Genomic DNA, 24,180 nt, shown 5'->3' with positions numbered 1-24,180 from the left:
CCGGCCCGGGCGCGGGCGTGACCCCGGCCGGCGCATCCAACGCGTTCCCTGGCCCACGCGCAGGTGTGACCCGGCCGCGCCCGCCTGCCGATCCCGCCGCCGACCGCCTGCTGCGCGCACCCGTTTTCGTGCTCTCGCCCGTCAGGTCGGGCTCCACGCTCCTGCGCGTGCTGCTGAACAGCCACAGCAGGATCCACGCGCCGCACGAGCTGCACGTCCGGCGGATCGCCGTGACCCTCACGACCGATCCCGTACGGCAGGCCATGGAGGCGGCCGGTCACCGCACGAGCGACATCGAGCACATCCTGTGGGACCGCCTGCTGCACCGGGAACTCGTCCGGAGGGGCAAGGAGGTCCTCGTGGACAAGACGCCCAGCAACGTCTTCGCCCACCGCCGCATCACGACGTGCTGGCCGGACGCCCGGTTCGTCTTCCTCCTGCGCCACCCCGCGTCGATCGCGAGGTCGTGGCACGAGGCGGATCCGCGGGCGCGGCCGATGGACGAGGCCGTACGGCACACGCTGCAGTACATGCGCCACCTGGAGGAGGCCAGACGCCGCCACGAGGGCATCGACGTCCGCTACGAGCGGCTCGTCGACGACACCGAAGGCGAGCTGCGGCGGCTGTGCGCCTGGCTCGGTGTGGAGTACGAGCCCGCGATGGTCCGCTATGGCGACAAGGAGCACGGCGACTTCGTCAAGGGCATCGGCGACTGGCGCGACAAGATCCGGAGCGGGCGGGTGCAGCCGGGCCGCCCGCTGCCCGCCCCCGGCGAGGTGCCCGAGGCGCTGCGCGAGATCGCGGTCGCCTGGGGCTACCTGTGATTTCCGATCACCAGTGGAACCAGTGAACGCGCCGGCAACTGCTGCGCACGAAGCAGGTGGCGTCGCGGTTGGCCCAGTCGAGATTCATGAACGTCGTGCCCGTGGTCTGGAGTTTCCACCGGCGCGTCTCGAACAGCTCGTTCTCGCAGGTGTCGCATTTCAGGGTGCGGCCGTTGGGGAGCGCGACCGGCTGTGGCTCGTCCATGACTTCGATGCCAGGCCGGTTTGATCGGATGCGGTCGTTCCGGTGATCGACCGGGTCGAACGGCCGCTACGGTGACCGTTGTGGATGTCTATGGCGCCATCGCCTCATTCGCCGCCATCGTGCTGCTGCTCACGCTCACGCCCGGTCTGGACACGGCGCTGATCCTGCGTACGTCGCTGCTCGCCGGCCGGAGGCCGGCCTGGGCCGTGGTGCTCGGCATCCAGCTCGGCACCCTGCTGTGGGGCCTGCTCACCGCCGCCGGCCTGTCGGCTCTCCTCACCGCCTCCCAGGTGGCGTACGAGGTGGTGCGGTGGGCGGGCGTCGCCTACCTGATCTGGATGGGCGGCAGGATGCTCTGGCACAGCCGTACGGGCGGGGCGGACGACGCCGCGCCGCCCGACCCGGCGGACACCGGGTGGGGGCGGGCGTTCCGGCGGGGCCTGCTGACCAACCTGCTCAACCCCAAGGTAGGCGCCTTCTACGTCGCGGTGCTGCCCCAGTTCATGCCGCAGGGGGTGTCGCACGCGGTGATGGGGGTGCTGCTCGCGGGCGTCCACGTCTGCGAGGGGCTGGTGTGGAGCGCCGTGCTCATCGGGTTCACCGGGATCCTGCGCGGCTGGCTGCGCAGGCCGTCGGTCAAGCGCGCCCTCGACCGGCTCACCGGCGTCATCGTCATCGGCTTCGGCCTGCGCCTGGCCGTCCAGCAGTCCTGACAATCGACCGCGAATCGGAAGGAGGCCGATGGCGGCCGACGAGATGCGTGCGCACTACCTGCGGTTCCTCGAATCCCACCAGTGGCTCGCGAACGCGCTGACCTGGACCGTCGTGCACCCCTGGGCCGAAACGCCACCACCGGTCGACGTGGTCGCGTCGAGGCTGACCGGTGGTGGCAGCCCCGAGATCGCCGAGCTGTGGATACGAGAAACGGATCTCTATCCCATGGAGGTCGTCTTCGCCGGCGCTTCGGGGCCGTCGATGATGCTGCTCGAAGCGAACGGGGCGTACACGAGCGGCCCGGACGTCATACGCAGGCTCAGCGTGGACGCTCGCGTATGGTCGCTGTCCTGGCACGTCAACGGCGGAGAGCGGCTGACGTGCGCGGCCGGTGGCGAGATCCTCGCAGTGGTTCCCGGGCTGGATCCCGCGCTGGTGACCGGACCGCGTCCCGAGGCCGTCGCGGACGCGATCGTCCCCCTCCGGGACGCGGTCGCGAGCCGCCCGGTGACGACCCGGGCGGAGGCATGGGCGCTCAAAACGGCCGCGATGGCCGTCATGGAGTCGTCCACCGGTGCCCGCCTGACCGCCGAATGGGTCGGCGACATGCGGCAGGCGATCCTCATCGACCCTCCGCTCAGCGCGCCGCTCGAACGGCGGGGGTTCGGGCACGTGGAGCCGGACCTCGACGCCCGGTTGCGGCACGCCCCCGAGGCCGTACGGCGGGCGGCGCTGCTCCTGCCGGCCCGGGACCTCACCGGGCGGTTCGGACTGGACGAGCCGCCGATCGAGGACGCGATCGACGTGGTCGCGGGCGGGGGAGCGCTCGGGGAGGAACTGCGGTGGGGTCTGCTGGAGACGCAACTGCAGCTTCACGACGGCTGGGTGCCCGTCATCCCCGAAGGGGACGACCCTGACCGTGCCGAGAGGCTGCGCGCGGCGGCCGTGGTCGCGGTCAGGCTCGCGTTGCTCGAAGCCGCCGGGCGCGCGGAGAATTTCGAGGCCCTCACCTGTGCCCGATGGGTCCTCGGGGACGAATGGCCGTCCCTCCGGTCGGCTGTGGAGGACCTGCTGACGGACGTCGGCTAATCCGGGCGTCCGGTGTAGTGGCCGATCCCGCACACCTCGGGGACGGCGCTCATCGGGACGTCCTCGGTGAGGGCGCGCACCAGCAGGGCCTCGACGCCGCGCAGCATCGACTCGGCGATGCCCGACGGCAGATAGGCGGTGTCGACGATGAGGCTGAGCTTCCCGGTGTCGGGCGCCGAGACGACCGTGAAGAACGCCTTGAACCGGACACCCGGCCAGGCGTTCGTCACGTACGTCCGGGTCTTCTCGGTGAGGGGCGCCACGTCCTCGTCGCGGCCGACGGGAGGCAGGCCCGGCCAGGTGCCGGAGGTCCGCCTGTCGTTGAAGAACGCGTCGAGGTCGGGCTCCCGGCCGCGGCGGCGGCCGATCTCCTCGCGCATGGCCTGCATCTCGAACGGGTCGTAGTGCGCGTTGCGATACGCCCTGAGCGCCCCGCGCTGCGCGGCCCGGCAGGTGGCGGCGAAGTCCGTGCCGGGCAGGTCGAGCACGAACAGGCCGTCCTGTTCCACGGTGCCGACCATCGCACGGGTCCGCGCGTCGCGGCGGTTGCTGTGCACGAGCTGCATGACGGCGCGCGGGCGGCCGCTCACGACGGCCAGCACGGTGGCGCAGGCGGCGAGCAGCACGTTGGTCGTCCGCATCGTCCAGCGTTCCGCCAGCCGCTCCGCCGCGACGGCGAGCGCCACCGACTCCATGCCGACCTCGATGAACCGCGGGTCCTCCGCCTCATGCGGCGGATGGTCGAACACGTCCAGCGGTCCGTCCGCCAGCACGGAGTGCCAGTAGCGGACGGACTTGGCCGAGCGGGCGGGGTAGGGCTCCTCGCGCTCGGCGGCGGCCTGGTCCATCGGCTGCCACTCGGCGGGCGGCAGCTTCTCGCCGCGCAGCAGGGCCTTCCACTCCTCCGACAGCGTGTTCAACGCCTGGAAGTCAACGGCCAGATGGGAGAAGGCGAGCGCCAGCGCCGTCGGGCGGCCGTTCTTGAGAACGACGGAGCAGCGCAGCGGCAGGTCGCGGTCGTGGACGAAGGCCGTGCGGCCCAGCTCGGCCGAGACCCGCTCGGCGACCCGCAGTGCCCGTTCCTCTCCCGCCTCCACCAGGTCGACGGTCAGCTCGCCGCCGCGGCCGACCCGCTGCACCGGCCCCTCCGGAGTGAGGGCGAAGGTCGTACGCAGGCTCTCGTGGCGTTCGAGCAGCACGCGCAGCGCGTCCAGGACGCTGCCGAGGTCGCGTCTGCCGTACACCGGGAGCACCCACGGGCAGCTCAGGAACGTCTGGCTGTCGCCCATCAGGTGGACCGCACGCCACATGAGCCGCTGTCCCCAGGTCAGCGGCGCCTCGCCCTCCCGCGTGCCGCTGAACGCCACCGTCACCATGCGCGCGTCGTCCCTCGGAAGGCCGGCCCGTCACCGAGGCGGATCTCCCCACTGTCACCGAAAGGTTTCGACACGATGCTCGCTCCATGATCGGCACAGGAATGCCAGTTGGTCCGGTTTTGGTCACGCCGGAAGGCCGCCGTGCAACGGAAGAATAGGCAACGAGAGTCGAAGGGGGACAGTGAAAGTCGAAAGTCCCATGTCGAAACTTTTCGACGCGCTTCGGGTGAAGCGTCGGTCTCCTCGTGTCCGTGAAGTGTAGGCGGGTCGGCCGTCCGCGTGTGCTTCGAGTGCCTCTGTTGCCGATGGTCCGGTCCGGCGCGCGAAGATCGTTTGTCGGTCCGGGCTCGTACGATGAGGCCCATGACCAGCCACGGTTTCACCATCACAGCGGAAGGCCCGTACGACTTCGGCGCCACGTTGCGCTTCGTCGAGGACTGGCCGGTCACCGGCGGGCTGCCCTCCGACGGGCGGGCGCTGCGCTTCGCCTACTGCGCGGAGTCCGACTGGCTGCCGATCGGCGTGACCGTGACCGCCGCACCCGACGGGGTCGCCGTCGCCACGACGCGGGCCGCCGGGCCGCACATCCGGGCCGAGGTGGCGCGCATCCTGTCCCTCGACGTGGACGGCTCCGGCTTCGCCGCGGCAGGCGAGGCCGACCCGGTGCTCGGCGACCTGCAACGGAAGAGTCCCGGCCTGCGCCCGCTCTGCTTCTGGAGCCCCTGGGAGGCGGCGTGCTGGGCGGTGATCGTGCAGCGGTCGTCGATGCTCGTCGCCGCCCGGATCAAACAGCGCATCGCGGAGCGATACGGCGCGAAGGTCATCGTGGACGGGGAACCCTACGCCGCCTTCCCTCCGCCCATGACGCTGCTGCGGGCCGGTGGTCTCGGCCTGCCCGCGCAGAAGGAGGAGTGGCTGCGCGGGCTGGCCCAGGCGGCGCTCGACGGCGTGCTCACCACCGAACACCTGCGCGCGCTCGACCCCCAGGAGGCGTTGGCGGAGCTCAGGGCGCTGCCCGGCGTGGGGCCGTTCTCCGCCGGCCTGATCCTGATCCGCGGCGCGGGCGCGCCGGACGCGTTCCCGGGCGACGAGCCGCGCCTGTTCGCGATCCTCCGCGAGGCGTACGGCCTGCCGGAGGACGCCTCGCCCGCCGTCTACCGGAAGGTGGCCGAGGCGTGGCGGCCCTACCGCTCCTGGGCCTCCTTCCTCTTCCGCGCCACCGGCTACGGAGCCGCCGACGAGGCCCGGACGGCGCGAGGCCGCTGAGCCCGCTGCGACGGGGGTAGCGCGCTGATCGGGCCGTCTCCGTGCCATGCCTGTCCGCGTCCGCACAGGCTTGACCCTCACGTTGCGGGAGGCTCGACGATCGGGGCATGAGCGAGTACATCAGTCCCGTTCCCATGCCCGCGCTCGACGCGACCGCCCCGGAGATCTACCGGGACTACTACGGCATGCCGATGTTCGTCACCATCCCCACCCGGGATCTCGCGGCGTCGACGGACTTCTGGACCCGCGGGCTCGGCTTCGTCGACCTGTTCACCGTGCCGGACCGCCTGGTCCATCTTCGCCGCTGGGCCTTCCAGGACGTCCTGCTCGTGCCCGCGGAACAGGTGAGCGAGGTCCCGGCGATGAGCGTCAGCTTCGCCTGCGTCCTCAGCCAGATCGACAAGATCGCCGCGGGGTGTGAGGAACTCGTGCCGGGATGCACCACCGGCCCGCGAGAGATGCCGTGGAACTCCATCGAGCTGACGGTGGTCACGCCCGAGAACGCCCGGGTCGTGATGACGGCCGCCCAGCCGCTCGACCCGCACAGTGCGCGGGCGGCCGGCCTGCGAGAGATCGGGATCGAGATCCCCGCCGAGTGACGACGCCGTACGCCGGTCTCAGACCGTGGGCCTCCGGCCCGATCGGCGATACTGGGCCGGTGACGAGCGCCCCCGAACGCGAACCGGCCGCCGCAGGGCCGGACGGCGCCGACGGCCTCACGGTCGGCCGGGCCGCCGCGCTCGTCGGCGTCAGCGTGAAGACGCTGCATCACTGGGACGCGATCGGCCTCGTGTGCCCGAGTGAGCGCACCTGGGCCGGATATCGGGTGTATTCGGGCGACGACGTCGCCCGGATCCACCGCGTCCTCGTCTACCGGGAGCTCGGGTTCCCGCTCGCCGAGATCGGCCGGATCCTCGACGACCCCCGGTTCGCCGCCCACTACGACGCGATGGAGCCGGGCCTGGCCGGCTGGCTGCGCGACACGATCTGGGCGAACGCCGAGGCGCACGGCGTCGACCCGGAGTCCGCCACCTGGCGGTAGCCCCTCGGGGCCGCTCCTCGCCGTCGCCGCGCGGGCGCCGCCGAGGGGCGCGAGGAGCGCCGTCGTGACGGCTGACCTGCGACGAAGATGAGGGTTCCGGAGGCCGCATCGTGTGCGGCGCTGTCACGCATCGGGACGCTGTCTTGTCTGAGCTGGTGTACGGCCGGATCGAGCCGGTCACCGTCTCGCGGAGGAAACCCGATGACCACCGATCACGCTCACATCCACTACCTGGAGAACCCCGTCAAGAGCGGCCCGCCACCGAAGATCGACGTCGTCGGGACCGTGCCGGAGGCCCCGCCCGCACCGGAGGGGGCCGAGGCGATGACGATCCTCGTCACGTTGCCGCCGAACAGCCCCGGCTCGCCTCCGCACCGGCACTCCGGACCCGCGTACGGGTACGTGATCAAAGGGGCCATCGACTTCGAGCTCGAAGGCGAGCCCGCGCGGGTCGTCCGGGCCGGTGAGACGTTCTGGGAGCCCGGCGGGGACGTGATCCACTACCAGGACGGCAACCACCTCGCCGACGAGGAGTCGGCGTTCGTCGTGACGATGTTCTGCGCACCCGGGCAGCCGATGCTGACCGTGGTCGGCCAGGAGGAACTGGAAGCCCGGAGAGACCGCCGGGCGCCGCGGTCATGACCAGGGTCTCGCTCGCCGCGCTCGCCCGTGATCTGCTCGCGCTCGCCCGTGCGGCGGACACCGGCCGCATCGCCACCACCGTGCACGGCGGCTACGACCGTTCGCTGCGGCAGACCCTCATGGCCCTGCGACAGGGCGAGCACGTCCACGAGCATCCCGGCGAGGTCACCGTCCACGTGCTGTACGGGCGGGTGCGGCTCGTCTCCGGGCGCGACTCGTGGGAAGGACGGCCCGGCGACCTGCTGGTCATGCCGGAACGCCGCCACCGCATGGAGGCCGTACAGGACTGCGCGTTCCTGTTCACCACGGCCCGGTGAGAGCGGGGGAGGGCGAGCCCAGGGAAAGGACGAGAGCGAAGAACGGCGAGAGCGAAGAAGGCGGGAACCGGCTCCGGTCCCCGCCTTCGGCCTGACCCGTTGACGGACCGTGTCACATTTCGTACGTTCCGCATAGTCCGCGCCCCGGGCGACCCGGACCGGAAGGGGTTGCAGTGACCGCCGAGCTGGATCCGAACGGGACCGAGCCGACCCCCGAGCCCGTCATAGGGCCGGATATCGTGCCGGGACCGCTGGGTACGCCATCACCGGAGTTCGCCCGCAGACGCGAATGCGGGCCGCTGGATCCGGCGACCATGCCCAGTGGCGACCAGGTCCCGATGGCCGCCCGATATGAGGACGTGCGGGTCCTGCTCGCCTCACCCACGTCCAGCCGCAATCTGCGCCTGCCCGGACTGCCGCGCTTCGTGAGCGGCGTCGGCATCGACGACGACCCGGACGCGCTGATCAATCAGGATCCGCCGGAGCACACGCGCTATCGACGGATCATGCAGGGCACCTTCACACCGCGCCAGACCGAGCGGTGGCGTCCGCGCATCGCGGCGATCGCCGCCGAACTCCTCGACGGCCTGGGTGACCGCTTCGAGCTGGTCGAGGAGTACGCGCTGCGCCTGCCGGCCCATGTCATCTGCGAGATGCTCGGTGTGCCGGTGGACGACTACGAGCGGTTCGTCCAGTGGACGGACATGTTCCTGACCACCTCGACGGCCACCGAGCAGGCGCGTCATGAGGGCTACAGCGACTTCATGGCCTACGCCGCCGAGCTGGTCGCCCAGCATCGCCGCTCGCCCGGCGACGACCTCATCGACCTGCTCATCCAGGCCAGGGACGCCGACGACCGGCTGTCGGAGGGTGAGCTGGTCAACACGGTCTTCTCGCTGATCACGGCCGGTTATGAGACGACCGCCTCGATGATCGCCCGTGGCGTGTTCCGGCTGTGTCCTCCGGCCGGTCGCCCTGCACGTCACCTCGGCGGCGGGCGACTGACCCAGCCGGGCCCGTACGCGCCGTTCATGGCGGCCCGGGCCAGGCTGCGCCTTCGATTATCTCTATCGCCGGATCTCCGAGATTCTCCACGTGGGCGAAGACCACGCGCGGCAACTCGTGCGACGCGCCCGCGACCACCTCGCCGCCGGCCGCCGCAACCCGGTGAGCACCACCGGGCACCGGCGCCTCGTACGGACGTTCCTCTCCGCCGCGCAGACCGGCGACCTCGCCGAGCTGGAAGAACGGCCGGCCGCCGGGGTCGCCCGATAGCCGGGGCCCGCTACGCGGCGGGGTCGCCGGGCGGGAGGTCGTCTTCCATCGGGAGGTCGTCCTCCAGCACCTCGACCGCGGCGAGCAGACCCCGCAGGCCGATCTCCTCGCGTTCGGCGTCCGCAGGGTCGAACAGCCACTCGGCGACCGGCAGGTCGGCGGCGTCCTCGGGACGGCTGAGCTCGACCTGGACCACCTCCGCCTCGACCTCGAGTTCGAGCTCGTGCAGGAATCCGTCGTCGCTCGGAGCTGTCATCGTTCCTCTTTCCGTGTCGTGAGGGGCGGCCCGGCCGGGGCGGGACGCGATGGCCGCGCCGACCCGCACGCCGCGGGCCCGTGGCGGGGGCCCGCGGTGGGAGCCCGCGGCGGGGCACTGCGCGGCGGTGCGAGGGGGGTGACGGTGGTCATCGCGTACGCGCCCGGGGAATGAACGGCCTCGCCTGCCTACTTGCCGGTGGCGGCGTCGCCGAGCCAGTCGAGGTAGTGAATGGTGCCGAGGGAGGCGTCGCCGATCGGAACGAGGGAGTGCTCGCTCAGCTCGCTGCCGAAGTAACGCGCGTGCGGGTCGACGACGACCTCGCGCGGGTCGCCCCACGCGGTCAGCGCCTTCTGGAAGAACTCGTCCATCCGGAACCGCTCGGGCCCGGCGATCTCGACCCGGCCGTTCAGCGGCGACCCCATCGCGGCCCGGCCGACCGCCTCGGCGACGTCCTCACCCGCGATGGGCTGGAAGAGCACGGGCGCCATGTGCACCTTGCCGTCCACCGTGGCGTCGTCCGCGATGCCGCGGGCGAACTCGAAAAACTGGGTCGAGTGCACGAGCGAGAACGGGATGCCCGACTTCTCGATGAGCTGCTCCTGGGCGATCTTCGCCGCGAAGTAGCCGTTCTCCGGCATCCGCTCGGTGCCCACGATCGACACCGCGACGTGGTGACCCACGCCCGCGTCGGCCTCGGCCGCGAGCAGGTTGCCCGTGGAGGTCTCGAAGAACTTCAGCACCGCGGTCCGCTCGAACGACGGCGAGTTCGACACGTCGACCACCACGTGCGCACCCTTCAGCACCTCGGCCAGGCCCTCGCCGGTCAGGGTGTTGACGCCGGTGTTCGGTGAGGCCGCCACCGCCTCGTGGCCGTGCTCGCCCAGCTTCTTCACCAGCTTCGACCCGATCAGGCCGGTGCCGCCGATAACGACGATCTTCATCGTGCTCTCTTTCTGTCCGCCGGGCGGTCTCGTCGCCGCCCGGTCGCCAGCTAAGACCGGACAGCCTCCGGGGTTGTGACGGCGGAGGCGAAGTTCACATCGGCTCGTCACCGGCGAGGTGACTCATGTCACGCGAGCGGGACCTGACGGCCGCCGTCCAGATCGTGACCGCGACCAGCAGAACGCAGACCGTCGCGATCGCCGCGACCGTGCCGGCCACACCGATCCAGGGCGTCGCGAGCGGCAGTGACAGGACGACGAGGACGCACGCCACGACCGCGGCGGGGGACATGACGGGCCTTCGGACGACGAGCACGTGCACCGCCCACAGCAGGGCGAGACAGACCCCAACCGGGACGGCGACCGCGTAACCGAGCGCCGATGACGACACGTCGTGCCCGTTCCGCTCCACCGCCACCTCAAGCCCGGCGCCGAGGGCCGCCAGGGCCGCGAATATCCCATAGTGGCCATATCCCCACAGGTAGGACCTATGGCGGCGGTCGGTGAGACCGTCCCCGGCAGGCCCGAGGAAGTACAGCCACCACAGAGCGAAGAGCAGGATGAGACCGGCGATGGAGATCACGACGAAGGAGCCGCCGACGGCGTCCGCCTCCAGAGCCCGTCCGACCCCTCTGCTCGCGGCCAGCACGCTCTCCCCGAGCAGGATGATCGTGAACAGGCCGTACCGCTCGGCGATGTGGTGCGGATGCCAGTTGGTGGCCCCGGCCCGCTCCGCCCACCACGGCACGGCGAGCTCCAGGACGGCGAGGCAGACGAAGTACGGCAGGCCGGAGGACGAGGGCAGCACTTCCGTCTCCACAAGAACGAGCCGCGACAGCCAGCCCAGCTGCAGGACGGCGATGCCGGCGGCGTAGCGGAACGCCGTACGCCGCCTCGCCGGGTCTTCGAAACCGGCCCGCAGCCACTGGGCGACGAGCCCGATCCTCATCACGAGGTAGCCCAGGGTGATGACTCCGTACTCGGAGCGGCTCGCCGCGGCGGGCACCCCGGCGGCGAGGACCAGCACGCCGGCCATCTGCACCATGGTGAGCACCCGGTAGGCGACGTCGTCGGTGTCGTAGGACGAGGCGAACCACGTGAAGTTCATCCACGCCCACCAGATCGCGAAGAACACCTGGAGGAACGGCACCAGCCCGGCCAGGCCGCGGCCCTCGGCGATGTCGTGCGCGAACTGCGCGGTGACGGCCGCGACCGCGACCACGAAGGTGAGGTCGAACAGCAGCTCCAACTGACTTGAGACGCGATGCGGCTCGTCGATGGCACGGGCGCTCATCCGGACCCGGATCCGGATCCGGATCGTGGTGCCTGCTGGTGGCAAGGTCCTGCTCCTGTCGCTGGGCAACGTACGGTCGCCTCGAAGACAGGGCAGGGCGTTCGATCTGTGACAGAGACGGCGGGCGTCAGCGTGCGAGCCACTCCCGATAGGTGGTTTCGGCGATGACGGCGCCGTCCTTGGCGACGAGGGCGCGGCCCGGCGCGGCGGCGTACATGCCCGCGCCGTCGTCGGTGACGACCGTACGGCGGTCGCCACGGGCGGCGAGGGTGATCCTGCCCAGCTCGTCGAGCGCGAAGACCTCAGGGCCCGCGATGTCGCGGGTGCCGCGCAGCGGGACGCCCACGCTGATGTCGGCCACGGCCCGGGCGACGTCGTCGGCCGCCATGGGCTGCATGAGAGTGGCGGGCAGGCGGACGGTGTGCTCGTCGGAGGTCCAGGACAGCACCGTGTCGATGAACTCGAAGAACTGCGTGGAACGCACGATCGAGTAGGGCACCGGGCCCGCCTTGAGCAGGTCCTCCTGCAGCACCTTGGCCTGGTAGTAGACCAGGCTCGGCACCAGGTCGGCGCCCACGATCGACAGGATGACCGCATGCCCGACGCCGGCCGCCGCCGCCTCGGTCAGCAGGTGGTTCATCGTCGTCCGGAAGAAGGCGGGCGAGGCGTCGTCGAAGCGCTGCGGTTTCGTCAGGTTGACGACCACGTCGGCGCCGGCCAGCGCCTCGGGCAGGCCGCGGCCGGTGAGCAGGTCCACACCGGTGGACCTCGAATGGGGCACCGCCTCGTGCCCGCGCGCGTTCAGAATCCTGACCAACCGGGATCCGATGAGGCCGGTCCCCCCGATGACGGCGATCTTCATGCCCTGGCCTTCCTGCTCCTCGGACACGACGGCCTTCCTGCTCCTCGGACACGACGATATGCACCGGCGACCGTACGCCCGCCACCCGGGACCGGAAAGCGCCCTGGCCCCCGATCCCGGTGTCACGGCTGTTCGGTGAGTCCTACGCCGCCAGCAGCGTGGTGATCAGTGCGAACGCGGCGGACGCGGCGAGGACGACCACGAGCCCGGTCAGGAACCCGGACGCCCCCGATGCCTTCGTGCCGGGGGCGGACACGTCCACGACGACGGTCCCGGCGACGATGTCGTGCAGGCAGCGCCGCCGGGGATCACCGAAGATCCACAGGGCGTCGACGAGGTAGAGAACCGATCCGAGATATGGAACCGCCGAGCCGAGGAGAGGGTGGACCAGCGTCCGGATCCCGATCTGGCGGCGGGCGGGCATCGCTCCCGTCGCGGCTGACACCACCTTCAGGCGATACAGCCGCTTACCGAGCGTCTGGCCCCACAGTGCGTGTTGCACCCAGAAGTAGGCGGCGCCCACGACGGTTATCGCGACCTGCAGCGGCCAGTCGGTGTCCGCGTACGGGTTGAGCAGCGTCGTGAGATAACCCGGCTCGTCGGTCCGGGGCTGGGCGGGCGGCTTCAGCATCAGCCCGATCAGAGCGTTGGCCACGAGAAGGATCAGGTTGTCGACCAGGAAAGCGGCGAAACGGTGGCGCCGTGCGGCGGTGGTCCATGTCGCCGCCTGGGGGGTGGTTGTCATGCCCGCAAGTGTGGCCCCCGCGGTCCGGTTGTGAGGAATGCCGGATTTGATGCCCTTGTGGAAGGCGAGCTGCCGCGCCTGCCCCACGGACTCCTGCTTCGCCGACTCGGCCTGCACCTGCGCGACGACGCCGTCGTCCACGTGGTCGAGCATGTCCCGCGCCGCCGCCCAGGGCCTGCGTGTGCGCGGCCTGACGAAACTCCAGCGCCCGTGTCGACGGACTACTCGTGCATCTCGCATCATGAGATGCCTTTGACCTATTTATTCCCTACCTGAAATAAAGGGTAATATGTCCAGTGTTGCCCTAACGTCCCGGCGCGCGATCGACTTCATGTACGTGGACGCCAGCCTCTGTAGGTGAACGCGGACCGCCTCGCGGGCGGTTGCGCCGGAGGCGTTCTCCGATCCTTCGCCCTTGATCAAGGGGTTCTCTGTCCCGTCCCGGTGGCCGCATGTGGTCGGCCTCGTCTAGTCGCTTTTCTCCCACTGTTAGGGGCTTGTCATCGCCATGTGGAAATCTCGATTGCACCGGTCCGATCGGCGATCTCGGCGGAGCGCGCACGTCGCGGTCCTCGCTGCGGTTGTGTCGCTCGCGGTCCTCACCGCCGCCTGCGGTTCGTCATCCTCGACCGCCGGCGGATCCCCGTCCTCGGGCGGGACCGGTGCGGTGCTCAAGCTGCAGGACCCCGGCAACGCCGGCCCGCTCGCCTACGCCAAACGCGAGGGCATCCTGGAAAAGCGGCTCAAGGCCGTCGGCGCCTCGGTGGAGTGGGGCGGTTCCTACGCCTCCTTCACCGCGACCATCGATGCGGTGCATTCGGGATCGGTGAACGTTATCCAGGGTGCCATCTCGCCCGCGGTCGGCTATCTCGCGAACAGTCCCGACATCAAGATCTTCTCCGTTACCGACCCGGTCACTGACCCGGCCGCGCCGGACACCGACGGGCTGGTCGTACGGCCCGACAGCCCGATCAAGTCGGTCAAGGACCTGGTCGGCAAGCAGGTGGCGGTGAACAAGGGCGGCAAGGGGGAGTACCTGCTCCTGCTCGCCCTGGAGAAGGCCGGAGTCCCGGTCGACCAGGTCAAGCGCGTATACCTCAACCCCGACCAGGGCGCCGCGGCCTTCGCGACCGGCAAGGTGGACGCCTGGTGGGCGATCGTCAAGGCCTACCCGGAGGCGGTGAACAAGGGCGCCCGGGTGATCGTGCATGGCCGGGAGCTCGATGACAAGGACCTGACCATCCTCGCCGCGCGCAACGAACTGCTCGAACAGCATCCCGAGGCGGTCCGCGTCTATCTCGAGGTGGTGCAGGAGCTGACAGAGGAGGCCAAGAAGACACCGGAGAAGTTCGAGAACGTGTTTCTCACGCAGGGCCCGACGGCTGTGAGCGGCGCGCGGCTGGCGCTGGACATCGAAACGGCCAAGCACGCCAACATCCCTCGCTACGTCACCCAGGACGACGGCGCCAACATCCAGCAGGTGGCCGATCTGTTCCGGAAGTACGGAGTGGTGCCCGGGCCTGTCGATCCGGCGAACGTGCTCTTCGATCTGAAGGCGGCAACCGGAGCTTCGTCGCCCGCCTCGGCCGGGTGACCTGCCATGACCGTGGAGAGAGTGCACACATCAAGTGACGTGGGCGTGCGGTCGGGCCCCGGCGTCCTGCCTGCCGCCGAGGTCTCCGATCTGGAGGCTCCGCAGTATCTCGGTGTCAGACGTCGCCCACCGGCGTTGTCGGGCGGCCTGCGGATCGGCGTACCGCTGCTGCTGCTCGTCTGCTGGTGGTACGGGTCGAGCAGCGGACGCATCCCGCCGGACGTGCTGGCCGCGCCGTCTTCCGTCTTCGACGCCCTACGCGAGCTGATCGCGACCGGCCAACTCGTCGACTATCTGCTCGCCTCGGCGCAGAGGGCAGGGCTCGGCGTGCTCGTCGGCGGCGGGATCGGGCTGGTGCTCGGAGTCGCCGCCGGCATCTCGGCACTGGGTGAGGAGCTGGTCGACCCGACCATGCAGATGATGCGGGCGGTGCCTTTCCTCGCACTGGTCCCGCTGTTCATCTCGTGGTTCGGTGTCGGCGAGACGTTCAAGATCGTGCTGATTGCGGTGTCGGCGGCGGTCCCTATGTACGCCTACACCTACCTCGGGGTCAGGAACGTCGACCGCAAGGTGGTCGAGGCGGCGCGCGGTTTCGGCCTGGGCGGTCACAGGCTGGCCATCGAAGTCATCATCCCGAGCGCGCTGCCCAACATCCTGATGGCGCTGCGCATCTGCCTGTCGGTCTCGCTCACCGGCCTGATCGCCGCCGAACAGATTGGTGCCATCGAGGGCATCGGTTATCTGGTCACTCTCGCCCAGCAGTACTTCCGTCCCGACTACATGGTGCTCTGCATCCTCATTTACGCCGTCCTCGGACTGGTCTTCGACGGCGTGATCCGGTTGCTCGAGCGCCTGGCCATGCCCTGGCGCCGGCACCTGGTCGCCCGATGAGCGCACGCGGGAGGACTCGATGACCGAGACGACGATCGGCGAAGAAGACGCCGCCACCGACGGCCTGGCCGTACGGATCAGCGGGCTACGCAAGGCATTCGGAGCCAAAACCGTACTGTCCGGAATCGATCTGGAGATTCGCAGGGGTGAGTTCTTCGCCCTCCTCGGCCCGAGCGGTACCGGGAAGACCACCCTGCTGCGCATCCTGGCGGGCCTGGAGCTCCCCGACGCCGGTACCGTGCTGGCGGCGCGCCGCCGTACGACCGTCTATCAGGAGCCGCGGCTGATCCCGGCCAGGCGGGTGCTGGCCAACGTCATCCTCGGTCTCCCGGCCGCCGCGCGGGAGGCGGGGCGCCGAGCATTGGCCGAGGTCGGGCTGGAGGGATACGGGCGGGCGTGGCCCGCGACCCTCTCCGGAGGAGAGGCGCAGCGGGTGGCCCTCGCCAGGGCCCTCGTGCGCGATCCCGAGGTGTTGCTGCTCGATGAGCCGTTCGCCGCGCTGGACGCGCTGACCCGCCTCCAGATGCAGGAACTGGTCGCGGAGCTCTGCGCGCGGCACCGTCCGGCGGTCGTCCTCGTCACGCACGACGTGGACGAGGCCGTACGGCTGGCGGACCGGGTCGTGGTGCTGCGAGAAGGGACGCTGGCCGTCGACCAGAGGATCGACCTGCCCCATCCCCGGGACCGCAACAGCGCCCCGTTCGCCGACTACCGACGGCTCTTCCTGAGCCACCTGGGTGTGGTTCCGGCCTCGCATTAGCTCACCCGCCCACCACCCGTCTGGGTGCGTCGGCCCCAATACGAGGCGGACGCAGACACACGTAGGAGTCACATGTCTTCCCTTGACAAGATCTGGTACACCCGGTGCCCCGTTCCCACCGCCAGCGGCCTCGCCCACAACCAGGGCTGGTTGAAAGAGGAGTTCCAGGTGGCGGGCCTGGACATCGGCATCCTTCAGGATGCGGGGCCTGAACTGGCCAAGCATCATTTCGATCATCAGCTTCTCGGGCTGTTCAGGGAGGGCGGCAACGTCCCCGCGCTGGCCGCCCGCTCGGCGGGTGCCCCGACCCGGCTGATCGGCCTGACCTGGATCGAGGAGTGGCAGTCCATCCTCGTCAGGGCCGACTCGGGCATCACCGGCGCCGCGGACCTGGCCGGTGCCCGGGTCGCCCTGCCCGCATGGGCTGAGACCCGGGCGAAGAGCTTCCCCCGGGCCATGGCTCTGCATGGAATCAAGGGCGCGTTGTCCCAGGGCGGACTGACCCTCGACGACGTCATCTTCGTCGAGGTGGCCGCCCAGTCCAGCCCGTCGGTCGGTCGGGACGCCGGTGACCGGGCGTTCTCCTGGCCGGGTATCGCCGAGTTGGCGCGAGGCGAGGTGGACGCGGTGTACGCCAAGGGGGCGCGGGCCGCCGAGCAGGCCAAGGAGATCGGTGCCGTGGTCGCCGTCGACCTCGACGCGCATCCCGACCGCCGTACCAGGGTCAACAACGGCACCCCGAGGCCGATCACGGTGCACGAGCGGCTCCTGGACGAGCATCCCGATCTGGTCGTCGGATTCCTCGCCCAGACGCTGCGCGCCGCCGACTGGGCGCCGGGCAATCTGAGCCGGGTGCGCGAGATCCTGGCGGGCGAGACGCGGTCTGGAGCGGATGCCGTGACCACCGCCTACCGAGGCGACTTCCACCACTCGCTCCACCCGGACCTCTCGCCCGAGCGGTTGGAACTCCTGCGGATTCAGAAGGACTTCCTGCTGATCCACGGATTCCTCGACGCCGACGTGGACATCGACGCGTGGGCGGCAACTGAGCCGCTCGAACTCGCCCGCAAGCGGCTCGACGCGCAGGCCGGGCGGAACGGCCTGCCGGGCGTGACGCAGACCGCCGAGGTGGTGGCGCGATGACGGACAGTCCGGACTTCCTGATCACAGTGCCGACCCGGGGAGACGGGCGTGACCCGCTGCGACGGGACCGGGGGGACTGGCAACCCGCCGCGCGGCGCCCGCTGCCCGCGTTCGTCACCGATCTACGGCCGGGCGCCTTCGGGCCGTTCGAACACCTCGCTCAGATTGGCAGGGCAGCGGAGATAGCCGGCCTCGGCGGGGCACTCGTGCCCTTCGACCCCGCCGGCGAGGAGTCCCTGGTCGTGGCCGCCGGCCTGCTGAGACAGAGCCGGCACCTTCGGGTCGTGGCCGGTTTTCATCCAGGGATCGCCACGCCCGTCTACGCGGCCAAGGTCTCAGCGTCCCTCCAGCGGTTCACCGACAACCGGCTCGGCTGGCAGATCGACATCGATCTCGACCCGGCCGTCGCCCGGTCGCAGGGGGACTTCCTGCAGGGGGCGGACCGGTACGCCCGGGCAGAGGAGTTTCTCACCGTGGCCAGAGGCGTGTGGAACGGGGAGGGCTACACCTACGAAGGCCGTTTCTACCAGGTGCTCGCAGGCGGATTCCAGCCGCCCAACTCGGGCCTGCCGTTCCCCCGCGTATACCTGACCGGCACCTCATCAGACGCGCTCGCAGTCTCGGCGCGGCATGCCGACGTGCACCTGTTCACCGGAGATCAGGACGTGGCGGCAGGCATCGCCGAGCTGGGTGCGCGGTCGGCGGAGGCAGGCCGCAAGCTCGAGTACGGTCTGCGGCTCCCCGTCCTGGCACGAGACGACGACGATGAGGCGTGGGACGAGGCACGGCGGCTGTGGAACATCATCGGCGGCGCAGAGGACGGCCTACCGGATCCCGACCCGCGGACCGGTCTGTGGCATGGATTCGCCCGCATCGCCGATTCCGCCACGCCCGGCCTGGTCGGGTCATACGAGACCGTCGCAGCCGGCATCCGCGGCTACCTCGACCAGAGGGTGACCACGTTCGTCCTGGAGGCACGGCCCCACATCGAGGAGACCTACCGGCTGGGCGAGCGGTTGCTGCCGCTGTTCGCTAAGGAGATCGAGCATGCCCATTGACATCTACTGGCGGATCGGGACTCACGGTGATCAGCCGTCGCTGCGGCGCCGGGTGTCCAGCCGGGGGGAGTGGGCGCCGGTGGTACCCGGCAGCCTGACCCCAGGGATCCGGGACGGCCGCCGCGACGGTTACTCGTACGTCGATCACATGGCCGACGTCGCCAGAGCCTCGGAGAGCTCTGGGTTCGTCGGCGGCCTGTTGCCGTCGTTCCCGTTTACTGACGACCCGTGGGCCACGGCCGCGGCACTGGCCCGCGAGACCACGACGTACCGTTTCATGATCGCCTATCAGCCGGGTTTCCTCCACCCGGTGCAGGCGGCCCGGATGTCGGCGAGCCTGCAGCGGGCGACCGGCGGACGAGTCGTCTACAACATCATCTCTGGTGGTGGCGGCCCTGCCCAGCTCTGGTGGGGGGACCGGGTCGACCACGACGATCGGTATGCCCGGACGTCGGAGTTCCTCGATGTGCTCAAGGGCGTGTGGAACGGTGGTCCGTTCGACTACGAGGGCCGGTTCTACCGGGTCGAGGGGGCGGGGCTGCCCGAGCCGCTCGCTCGGCAACCCTTCCCGGAGATCTACTTCTCCGGCTCGTCCAAGGCCGCCATCGAGGCGGCGGGCCGCCACGCCGACTACTACCTGTCGTGGCTGGAACCCTTCCCCGAGTTGGCGGCCAAGTTCGCCCAGGTCCGCGAGCACAGCGCCGCGCTCGGACGGGCTCCCAAGTTCGCCGTCCGCATCGACGTGCTCGCCCGTGAGACAGAGGAGGCGGCATGGGACGAGATCAGGCGCGGCTGGGCGCATGTCGACCCGGCGGCGCTACGCAGCGCGGACGGTGACTCCGTCGGCTGGCTGCGCAGCCAGTCGTTCATCTCCTGGCCGGTTCGCGATTACCGGGAGCTGGAGGTGTCGCCGAACGTCTGGGGCGGCTTCCACCTGCTCCGCGGCGGTCCCGCCTTCGGGCTCGTGGGGAGCTATGAACAGGTCGCCGAACGGCTCGACGAGCTGATCGGAATCGGCGTCGACGCCTTCATCCTCGCCGGCGTCCCCCACCTGGAGGAGGCCTACCGCGTCGGCGAGGAAGTACTTCCTCTGCTGCGTGGCCACGACATCCGCCAGACCTCCCCGCTGCACCCGCACACCCTGTCTATCGCGAAAGGAACCATCTGATGAGCGTCCGTGTCGGCTACTTCCCCAACAACAACTCACTGTGGGTACTGCGCCACCAGGGCATCCTGGAGCGCTCCCTGCCTGATGTCGAATGGGTGGATTTGCGCAGCCTCCCGCAGGGCGAGCGCCCCGATGCCACCAAGGCACTCCCCACTGTGCACGGCGACCACCTCTTCGACGGTGGGTACGACTTCATCGGCACCGGTTCCACGCCGCCGGTCACCGCGCAGGGCAAGGGACACGACATCGTGTACGTGGCGATCTCCGGGCCCCGTCACGAGAACGGCCGGCTGGTCGTGCACGAGGATTCGCCGATCAAATCCCTGGAGGACCTGAAGGGCAAGCGGGTCGCGCTCGGCCACGGCTCGTGGCAGACCACACTTCTGCTGTTCGCACTCGACCGGGCCGGGCTGACGTGGAAGGACATCGAGCCGGTCGACGCCTACACCGACGCCGCCCAGCTGTTCCTGGACCGTGAGGTGGACGCGTGGGTCGGCTCGTACCCTGCCCTCACCCGCGTCGAGCAGGAGGCCGCCATCCGAGAACTCGTCGCTACCGACGGATTGTTCAGCCACCGATCGCTCTGGTTCACCCGGCGCGACTTCGCCGAAGGGCACCGCGAGGAGCTCGCCGCCATCGTCGGCGCGCTTCAGGAGTCCGACGCGTGGATCCAGCAGAACTATCGTGCCGCGGCCGAACTGTTCGCCGCCGACGACCGTGGGAGCGTCGACGCCTGGGAGCACGCCCTGCGCACCCGCCCGTTCGGGCTGCAGCCCGTCACCGACGACTTCGTCGCGGAACAGCAGCGCGCGGCGGACCTCTTCCACGCCAGCGGCCTGATCGATCGGAAGATCACTGTGGCGGAGGCCGTACTGCCCGATATCGCACGGCTCGTGGAGGCCTCCCAGGCCCGGTAACGAGACCAGAAGTGCCGCAGGGCCGGACCCGGCCTCCGGGTTCGGCCCTGTGCCGTGTGATCAATGACGATCACCAGGGGACCCTCGGGGCTGATCACGCGCGGCTGCCAGACGGTGATCTTCCACGTCATGCATCGGCGCCGGCACCGCAGCATGACCTTCGCAACCGCGTACCTCCCGTGACTGGCGACAAGCGGCGGCTCTCGGCGGCGTTCGGCTGCGCGCGCCAGCATGGCACGATCAAGCCCAGAACAGAAGGCATCTGGGCTGGATGGGAGAGCGCGCCCTGAGGTGTTGTGGTTCAGGACATAAGAAACGGGTGTCTCAAGACATAGGAAACCCGGTAGGCGCATGTCTCCGGAGATAGGAAACACAGGCGGTTAGAGCCTGCGGGCGGTCGAGAGTCAGCCCGTGTCGAAGGCCAGACTCATCATCACGGCGGTCGTCGTCGAGGGCCGCTCACAGGCGGACGTCGCCCGCTCCTACGGCGTCTCCAAAGGCTGGGTGTCCAAGCTGGTCGCCCGCTACCGGGAGCAGGGCGAGACGGCGTTCGAGCCCCGATCCCGACGACCCACGACCTCACCGACCGCGATCGACGCCGAGATCGTCGATCTCATCATCCGCCTGCGTAAACAGCTGTCCGGCCAGGGCCTGGACGCCGGGCCGGACACCATCGCCTGGCACCTGCAGCAGCATCACCAGGTCATCGTGTCCCGGGCCACGATCAGCCGCTATCTGAACCGCGCCGGGCTGGTCACCCCCGAGCCGGGCAAACGACCACGATTCTCCTACATCCGTTTCCAAGCCGAGCAGCCGAACGAGACCTGGCAGGCCGACTTCACCCACTACCGCCTCGCCGACGGCACCGACGCCGAGATTCTCACCTGGCTGGACGACCACTCCCTACGCCCTGTCGGTGACCGCCCACCCTCGCGTCACCGGCCCGATCGTGCGCGACACCTTCCGCCTTGCCTGTGCCGCTCACGGCGTGCCCGCCTCCACCCTGACCGACATTCAAAGTAGGTGGTGCCCTTCCGGTGCTCGCCTCGTCCGGCCGGCGGCCGCAACGCCTTCGAAAGCGAACTACGCCGCCTGCACGTCACCCAGAAGAACTCCACCCCCAACCACCCCACCACCTGCGGAAAAGTCGAACGCTTCCAGCAGACCATGAAAAAATGGCTGCGCGCCCAGCCCGATCAGCCCACCACGATCACCGGCTTACAAACCCTCATCGACCGCGGTGGGGTCACCATGAGTCCCCGCGGCTCCCCGCTGCGTGCCAACCGAACGGGCACACATCGGGCACGCCAGCGTGTGCCTGCCGCTGGTGAGATCGCCAGCGTAGACTCAGAGCATGAGCGCCGGGCATGCGCATGAGGAGCTTCATCACCTGGTTGACCGGCTGTCGCCAGACCAGGCGGGTCGGCTGCTGCGGCTGGTCAAGACGGACCCGGAACTCGCTGAGGCCGCGAGCGAAGGTCCATCGGAACCGGTACGGCGTCGCCGCCTGTCGATCGCGGGGATCGGCGCATCCGGAGAGGGCGATCTGTCAGAACGGGTCGAAGATTTGCTGGCAGAGCGATTCAATCGGTCGGTGTGACCGCTACGCTCCTGGACACAGGTCCGCTGATCGCCGTTGTCGATCGCGATGACATGCACCATGCCTCGTGCGTGCGTCTCCTTGAGCAGTTGGAAGGGCCGTTGCTCCTTCCTTCGACCATCCTGATCGAGGCTGGTTGGACGATCAACAGGCATATGGGATCGGCCGTACATGCGAAGTTCCTTGATCTCGTCACGGAGGAGTTCGAGCTGGTCGAACTGCTCGCCGCTGACGTACGGCGTATGGCCGAACTTGTCCGGCTTTACAGAGACGCTCGTCTCGACCCTGCGGATGTGTCCGTGGTGGCGATCGCCGAGCGTCTGGGGATCACCCAGATCGCGACGATCGACCGGCGCGACTTCGGTCTGATCCGGCCGCAGCATGTGGCGGCGTTCAAGCTGCTGCCGGAGGTGCTCGCTTAGATTCCGGAGGGGCGACGGGAGTTGGACCTGCGCAAGACGATCGCGTGTCCGACCTGCGCGGGTCGCGGATAGGCGGCCCTGGCCCTGTGTCGGTGGGGAACTCCTCGCGTCTTGGAGGGCGTACTTTGTGGACGTATCGCTCCATGTAGGCACGGAACTGCCGGAAGTTGAGGCGGGCCTGGGTGAGGCTGAGTCCATAGTTGGGGCTGCCGCGCCGGATGTCGTCGGCATCGTGGTCGTCCTGCCCGTCGTCCTCCCAGAAGCAGACGGGGCAGATCTGGTACCAGCCGCGCGAGTCGAGAGTCAGATATCCGCAGCAGGGACAGGCGTGAGGGCCGCTTCCTTCCGGAGCGTGCATCGAGCGGTTGGTGGTGATTTCGACGTACTCCTTGAACACCTCGATCCCCCCGCTGGACTTCTTCGGGCGTCGGTTCACGTTGTCCACGAGCGGAGATGGCGCCTCCTGAGATTCTGATGCGAGCTGCAACCCTGGATGGGAGGCCACGTGGTCAAGATTGTTCCGGATATTTTCCGGGAGTGGCCGCCTGGGGCTGCATCTGGGGCGTCCGGCTGCACATAGCCCATGGCCCTGAGCTTGCCGGCCGGCCGGTCGTGAGTCACCGTGATTGCCCTCTCGTCACCCTGTCCAGTTGTACGGAATCAGCCGGCGACCTGGGGTTTCTAGCGCGATGCGCATACCTTTCCGTCCTGATCACCTCCGGCTCGTAGCTGGGTTTCTAGATGGGACGAATCCTTCCGGGGTTGGTAGCCGCTGCGACGTCAGAGCCGCTCGCGTTCCCAGGACGGCCCCGCAATGCTCGGCGGCGTAGTCACCCAGCCCTTGACGGAATGCCAAGTGGCTGGCCACTCCCGAGGAGGACGCGCCAGGATCTCGCAGACCTCGCGCGCCAGTTCGGCCGGGCTGCGGCCCTGCCAGGGAGCGGCGACGAAGACCTGGTAGCCATCCTCGACCCCCAAGCCAGACCTCGAACAGATCAGGATCTCGGGGACGGCTCTCTTGGCGCTGAGGCCGTAAGTCAGCAGTCGGGCATGGTCGATGCTCGTCAGGACCAGCCGCCCCGCGGTGCGCATCGGGGTCTCCCACGAATGATCCGCGGCGACCCGCGAGACCTCCAGCTCGTACTGAGTGGCCGCGAAGCAGGCGCTGCGGTCCATGGGCACCTCTCTCGACCATTCCCAGCGCACTAGGTCCCCATCACGGGTGATGATGACGTCCGTGCCCCCGCAGTCGTAGACGCCGCGTGCGCCGCAACGAGCGATCGCGACAGTGCGCGGCTGGGAATCGGCCAGCAGTCGATTAGCTGGGAGCAGGACGTTGTACGGATCCATCCCCAGCCCCGCCCCGGCGGAGGTCATCTCCGCTCCGTTGACGTAGACCTGCAGCTGGAATGCTTCGCTGCCTGGCCTGCAGGACGAGGGGGCGATCGCCAAACGGAGAAGGTCGACGCCCGATTCTCCGTCGTTCCCGTTCATGTCACCGATGATCCACGATCACGACGGCCCGACCGTCCGCTTTCCAACATCATCCCGCGTATATCCCGTGACTGGCGACAAGCGGCGGCTCTCGGTGGCGTACGGCTGCACGCGCGATCACGGCACGATCAAGTAGAAGCCCAGGTCAGGGGCCAAAGAGGCTGAGGAGAGGAGCGCGCCCTGAGGGATTCGAACCCCCGACCGTCGGATTAGAAGTCCGATGCTCTATCCAGCTGAGCTAAGGGCGCTCGTGCCTAATTCTGCATGATCCGGGGACCGGGT

General features: G+C 69.4%; 29 protein-coding genes, 1 tRNA gene and 1 pseudogene. 20 read left to right on the top strand and 11 right to left on the bottom strand.

Annotation, left to right across the window (positions count from 1 at the left end; genetic code table 11):
• Positions 1–65 precede the first annotated feature (65 nt).
• Positions 66–824 (top strand): sulfotransferase, encoded by a 759-nt coding sequence (locus OHB01_RS00705; RefSeq protein ID WP_328854788.1) that lies wholly within the window; start codon positions 66–68, stop codon positions 822–824.
• A 7-nt stretch (positions 825–831) separates the two neighbouring features.
• Here the strand turns inward: OHB01_RS00705 and OHB01_RS00700 are convergent, their stop codons facing one another.
• Complete coding sequence (locus OHB01_RS00700; RefSeq protein WP_328854787.1) at positions 832–1,029, bottom strand: hypothetical protein; 198 nt, start codon at positions 1,027–1,029, stop codon at positions 832–834.
• Between the two features lie 80 nt (positions 1,030–1,109).
• On the opposite strand from OHB01_RS00700, the gene OHB01_RS00695 reads away from it, so the two are divergent.
• Both OHB01_RS00695 and OHB01_RS00690 read left to right on the top strand, forming a co-directional pair.
• Positions 1,110–1,742 carry a LysE family translocator gene (locus OHB01_RS00695; RefSeq protein WP_168066057.1) on the top strand — a complete coding sequence of 211 codons (633 nt, stop codon included), beginning with the start codon at positions 1,110–1,112 and terminating at the stop codon, positions 1,740–1,742.
• Between the two features lie 28 nt (positions 1,743–1,770).
• Complete coding sequence (locus OHB01_RS00690; protein WP_328854786.1) at positions 1,771–2,832, top strand: DUF6461 domain-containing protein; 1,062 nt, start codon at positions 1,771–1,773, stop codon at positions 2,830–2,832.
• Here OHB01_RS00690 and OHB01_RS00685 read toward each other — a convergent pair.
• A complete protein-coding gene (locus OHB01_RS00685; protein ID WP_142648682.1) occupies positions 2,829–4,208 on the bottom strand; it encodes a condensation domain-containing protein in 1,380 nt (459 codons plus the stop codon). The genes OHB01_RS00690 and OHB01_RS00685 overlap by 4 nt on opposite strands.
• Before the next feature lie 363 nt (positions 4,209–4,571).
• On the opposite strand from OHB01_RS00685, the gene OHB01_RS00680 reads away from it, so the two are divergent.
• From OHB01_RS00680 to OHB01_RS00660, 5 genes are all read left to right on the top strand, one after another.
• The gene (locus OHB01_RS00680) at positions 4,572–5,474 is read left to right on the top strand and encodes a hypothetical protein (protein WP_328854785.1); all 903 of its coding nucleotides are present in this window, start codon (positions 4,572–4,574) and stop codon (positions 5,472–5,474) included.
• A gap of 107 nt (positions 5,475–5,581) precedes the next feature.
• Positions 5,582–6,073 carry a VOC family protein gene (locus tag OHB01_RS00675; RefSeq protein WP_147945117.1) on the top strand — a complete coding sequence of 164 codons (492 nt, stop codon included), beginning with the start codon at positions 5,582–5,584 and terminating at the stop codon, positions 6,071–6,073.
• Between the two features lie 59 nt (positions 6,074–6,132).
• The gene (locus OHB01_RS00670) at positions 6,133–6,516 is read left to right on the top strand and encodes a MerR family transcriptional regulator (RefSeq protein ID WP_328709431.1); all 384 of its coding nucleotides are present in this window, start codon (positions 6,133–6,135) and stop codon (positions 6,514–6,516) included.
• Between the two features lie 201 nt (positions 6,517–6,717).
• Positions 6,718–7,158, top strand: a complete 441-nt coding sequence (locus OHB01_RS00665) for a cupin domain-containing protein (RefSeq protein WP_328854784.1) — start codon at positions 6,718–6,720, stop codon at positions 7,156–7,158.
• Positions 7,155–7,475 carry a LuxR family transcriptional regulator gene (locus OHB01_RS00660; RefSeq protein WP_147945115.1) on the top strand — a complete coding sequence of 107 codons (321 nt, stop codon included), beginning with the start codon at positions 7,155–7,157 and terminating at the stop codon, positions 7,473–7,475. The genes OHB01_RS00665 and OHB01_RS00660 overlap by 4 nt, the downstream gene beginning before the upstream one ends.
• Positions 7,476–7,852: 377 nt before the next feature.
• Here the strand turns inward: OHB01_RS00660 and OHB01_RS00655 are convergent, their stop codons facing one another.
• Positions 7,853–8,272, bottom strand: a complete 420-nt coding sequence (locus tag OHB01_RS00655; protein ID WP_240971587.1) for a hypothetical protein — start codon at positions 8,270–8,272, stop codon at positions 7,853–7,855.
• Between OHB01_RS00655 and OHB01_RS00650 the strand changes: the two are divergent.
• Positions 8,180–8,368: pseudogene (locus OHB01_RS00650) on the top strand (cytochrome P450); the annotation flags it as partial. The gene OHB01_RS00655 and the pseudogene OHB01_RS00650 sit on opposite strands and share 93 nt — an antisense overlap.
• Before the next feature lie 202 nt (positions 8,369–8,570).
• Positions 8,571–8,750: a hypothetical protein gene (locus tag OHB01_RS00645; RefSeq protein WP_185948993.1), complete on the top strand. Its 180-nt coding sequence runs from the start codon at positions 8,571–8,573 to the stop codon at positions 8,748–8,750.
• Between the two features lie 10 nt (positions 8,751–8,760).
• Here the strand turns inward: OHB01_RS00645 and OHB01_RS00640 are convergent, their stop codons facing one another.
• The 5 genes from OHB01_RS00640 to OHB01_RS00620 all read right to left on the bottom strand — a co-directional run bounded on the left by OHB01_RS00640 (position 8,761) and on the right by OHB01_RS00620 (position 13,004).
• On the bottom strand, positions 8,761–9,006 hold the full coding sequence (locus OHB01_RS00640; protein WP_168066039.1) for a hypothetical protein: 246 nt from the start codon (positions 9,004–9,006) through the stop codon (positions 8,761–8,763).
• Positions 9,007–9,194: 188 nt separating this feature from the next.
• Positions 9,195–9,950 carry an SDR family oxidoreductase gene (locus OHB01_RS00635; RefSeq protein ID WP_142648692.1) on the bottom strand — a complete coding sequence of 252 codons (756 nt, stop codon included), beginning with the start codon at positions 9,948–9,950 and terminating at the stop codon, positions 9,195–9,197.
• Positions 9,951–10,044: 94 nt separating this feature from the next.
• Complete coding sequence (locus OHB01_RS00630; RefSeq protein WP_328854783.1) at positions 10,045–11,289, bottom strand: low temperature requirement protein A; 1,245 nt, start codon at positions 11,287–11,289, stop codon at positions 10,045–10,047.
• An 82-nt stretch (positions 11,290–11,371) separates the two neighbouring features.
• On the bottom strand, positions 11,372–12,133 hold the full coding sequence (locus OHB01_RS00625) for an SDR family oxidoreductase (RefSeq protein WP_260617328.1): 762 nt from the start codon (positions 12,131–12,133) through the stop codon (positions 11,372–11,374).
• A gap of 115 nt (positions 12,134–12,248) precedes the next feature.
• Positions 12,249–13,004, bottom strand: coding sequence for an RDD family protein (locus OHB01_RS00620; RefSeq protein WP_328854782.1), 756 nt, complete (start codon positions 13,002–13,004; stop codon positions 12,249–12,251).
• Between the two features lie 514 nt (positions 13,005–13,518).
• Between OHB01_RS00620 and OHB01_RS00615 the strand changes: the two genes are divergently transcribed.
• The 10 genes from OHB01_RS00615 (at position 13,519) to OHB01_RS00570 (ending at position 22,404) form a co-directional block, all read left to right on the top strand.
• Entirely contained in the window at positions 13,519–14,445 is a 927-nt protein-coding gene (locus OHB01_RS00615) for an ABC transporter substrate-binding protein (RefSeq protein WP_260617329.1), read from the top strand.
• A 6-nt stretch (positions 14,446–14,451) separates the two neighbouring features.
• A complete protein-coding gene (locus OHB01_RS00610; protein WP_147945112.1) occupies positions 14,452–15,336 on the top strand; it encodes an ABC transporter permease in 885 nt (294 codons plus the stop codon).
• Positions 15,337–15,355: 19 nt separating this feature from the next.
• Positions 15,356–16,096 carry an ABC transporter ATP-binding protein gene (locus OHB01_RS00605; RefSeq protein WP_142648699.1) on the top strand — a complete coding sequence of 247 codons (741 nt, stop codon included), beginning with the start codon at positions 15,356–15,358 and terminating at the stop codon, positions 16,094–16,096.
• Positions 16,097–16,168: 72 nt separating this feature from the next.
• Positions 16,169–17,239 carry an ABC transporter substrate-binding protein gene (locus OHB01_RS00600; protein ID WP_142648700.1) on the top strand — a complete coding sequence of 357 codons (1,071 nt, stop codon included), beginning with the start codon at positions 16,169–16,171 and terminating at the stop codon, positions 17,237–17,239.
• Positions 17,236–18,297, top strand: coding sequence for an LLM class flavin-dependent oxidoreductase (locus tag OHB01_RS00595; protein ID WP_328854781.1), 1,062 nt, complete (start codon positions 17,236–17,238; stop codon positions 18,295–18,297). Before OHB01_RS00600 ends, OHB01_RS00595 begins: the two co-directional genes overlap by 4 nt.
• Positions 18,287–19,465, top strand: a complete 1,179-nt coding sequence (locus OHB01_RS00590) for an LLM class flavin-dependent oxidoreductase (RefSeq protein ID WP_142648702.1) — start codon at positions 18,287–18,289, stop codon at positions 19,463–19,465. Before OHB01_RS00595 ends, OHB01_RS00590 begins: the two co-directional genes overlap by 11 nt.
• Complete coding sequence (locus tag OHB01_RS00585; protein WP_328854780.1) at positions 19,465–20,382, top strand: ABC transporter substrate-binding protein; 918 nt, start codon at positions 19,465–19,467, stop codon at positions 20,380–20,382. The genes OHB01_RS00590 and OHB01_RS00585 overlap by 1 nt, the downstream gene beginning before the upstream one ends.
• Before the next feature lie 411 nt (positions 20,383–20,793).
• On the top strand, positions 20,794–21,405 hold the full coding sequence (locus tag OHB01_RS00580) for a helix-turn-helix domain-containing protein (protein WP_187280808.1): 612 nt from the start codon (positions 20,794–20,796) through the stop codon (positions 21,403–21,405).
• Positions 21,406–21,736: 331 nt separating this feature from the next.
• Complete coding sequence (locus tag OHB01_RS00575) at positions 21,737–21,982, top strand: hypothetical protein (RefSeq protein WP_142652755.1); 246 nt, start codon at positions 21,737–21,739, stop codon at positions 21,980–21,982.
• The gene (locus tag OHB01_RS00570) at positions 21,979–22,404 is read left to right on the top strand and encodes a type II toxin-antitoxin system VapC family toxin (protein ID WP_142652756.1); all 426 of its coding nucleotides are present in this window, start codon (positions 21,979–21,981) and stop codon (positions 22,402–22,404) included. Before OHB01_RS00575 ends, OHB01_RS00570 begins: the two co-directional genes overlap by 4 nt.
• Here the strand turns inward: OHB01_RS00570 and OHB01_RS39795 are convergent.
• The 3 genes from OHB01_RS39795 to OHB01_RS00560 all read right to left on the bottom strand — a co-directional run bounded on the left by OHB01_RS39795 (position 22,376) and on the right by OHB01_RS00560 (position 24,146).
• A complete protein-coding gene (locus OHB01_RS39795; RefSeq protein ID WP_419197581.1) occupies positions 22,376–22,762 on the bottom strand; it encodes a CPCC family cysteine-rich protein in 387 nt (128 codons plus the stop codon). The genes OHB01_RS00570 and OHB01_RS39795 overlap by 29 nt on opposite strands.
• 422 nt (positions 22,763–23,184) lie before the next feature.
• Positions 23,185–23,898, bottom strand: coding sequence for a hypothetical protein (locus tag OHB01_RS00565; protein ID WP_328854779.1), 714 nt, complete (start codon positions 23,896–23,898; stop codon positions 23,185–23,187).
• A gap of 174 nt (positions 23,899–24,072) precedes the next feature.
• A tRNA-Arg gene (locus OHB01_RS00560) sits at positions 24,073–24,146 on the bottom strand.
• Positions 24,147–24,180 lie beyond the last annotated feature (34 nt).

The sequence above is a fragment of the Microbispora hainanensis genome (genome assembly GCF_036186745.1).
Taxonomy (GTDB): Bacteria; Actinomycetota; Actinomycetes; order Streptosporangiales; family Streptosporangiaceae; genus Microbispora.
This window is presented reverse-complemented; position numbering and strand designations above follow the sequence as displayed.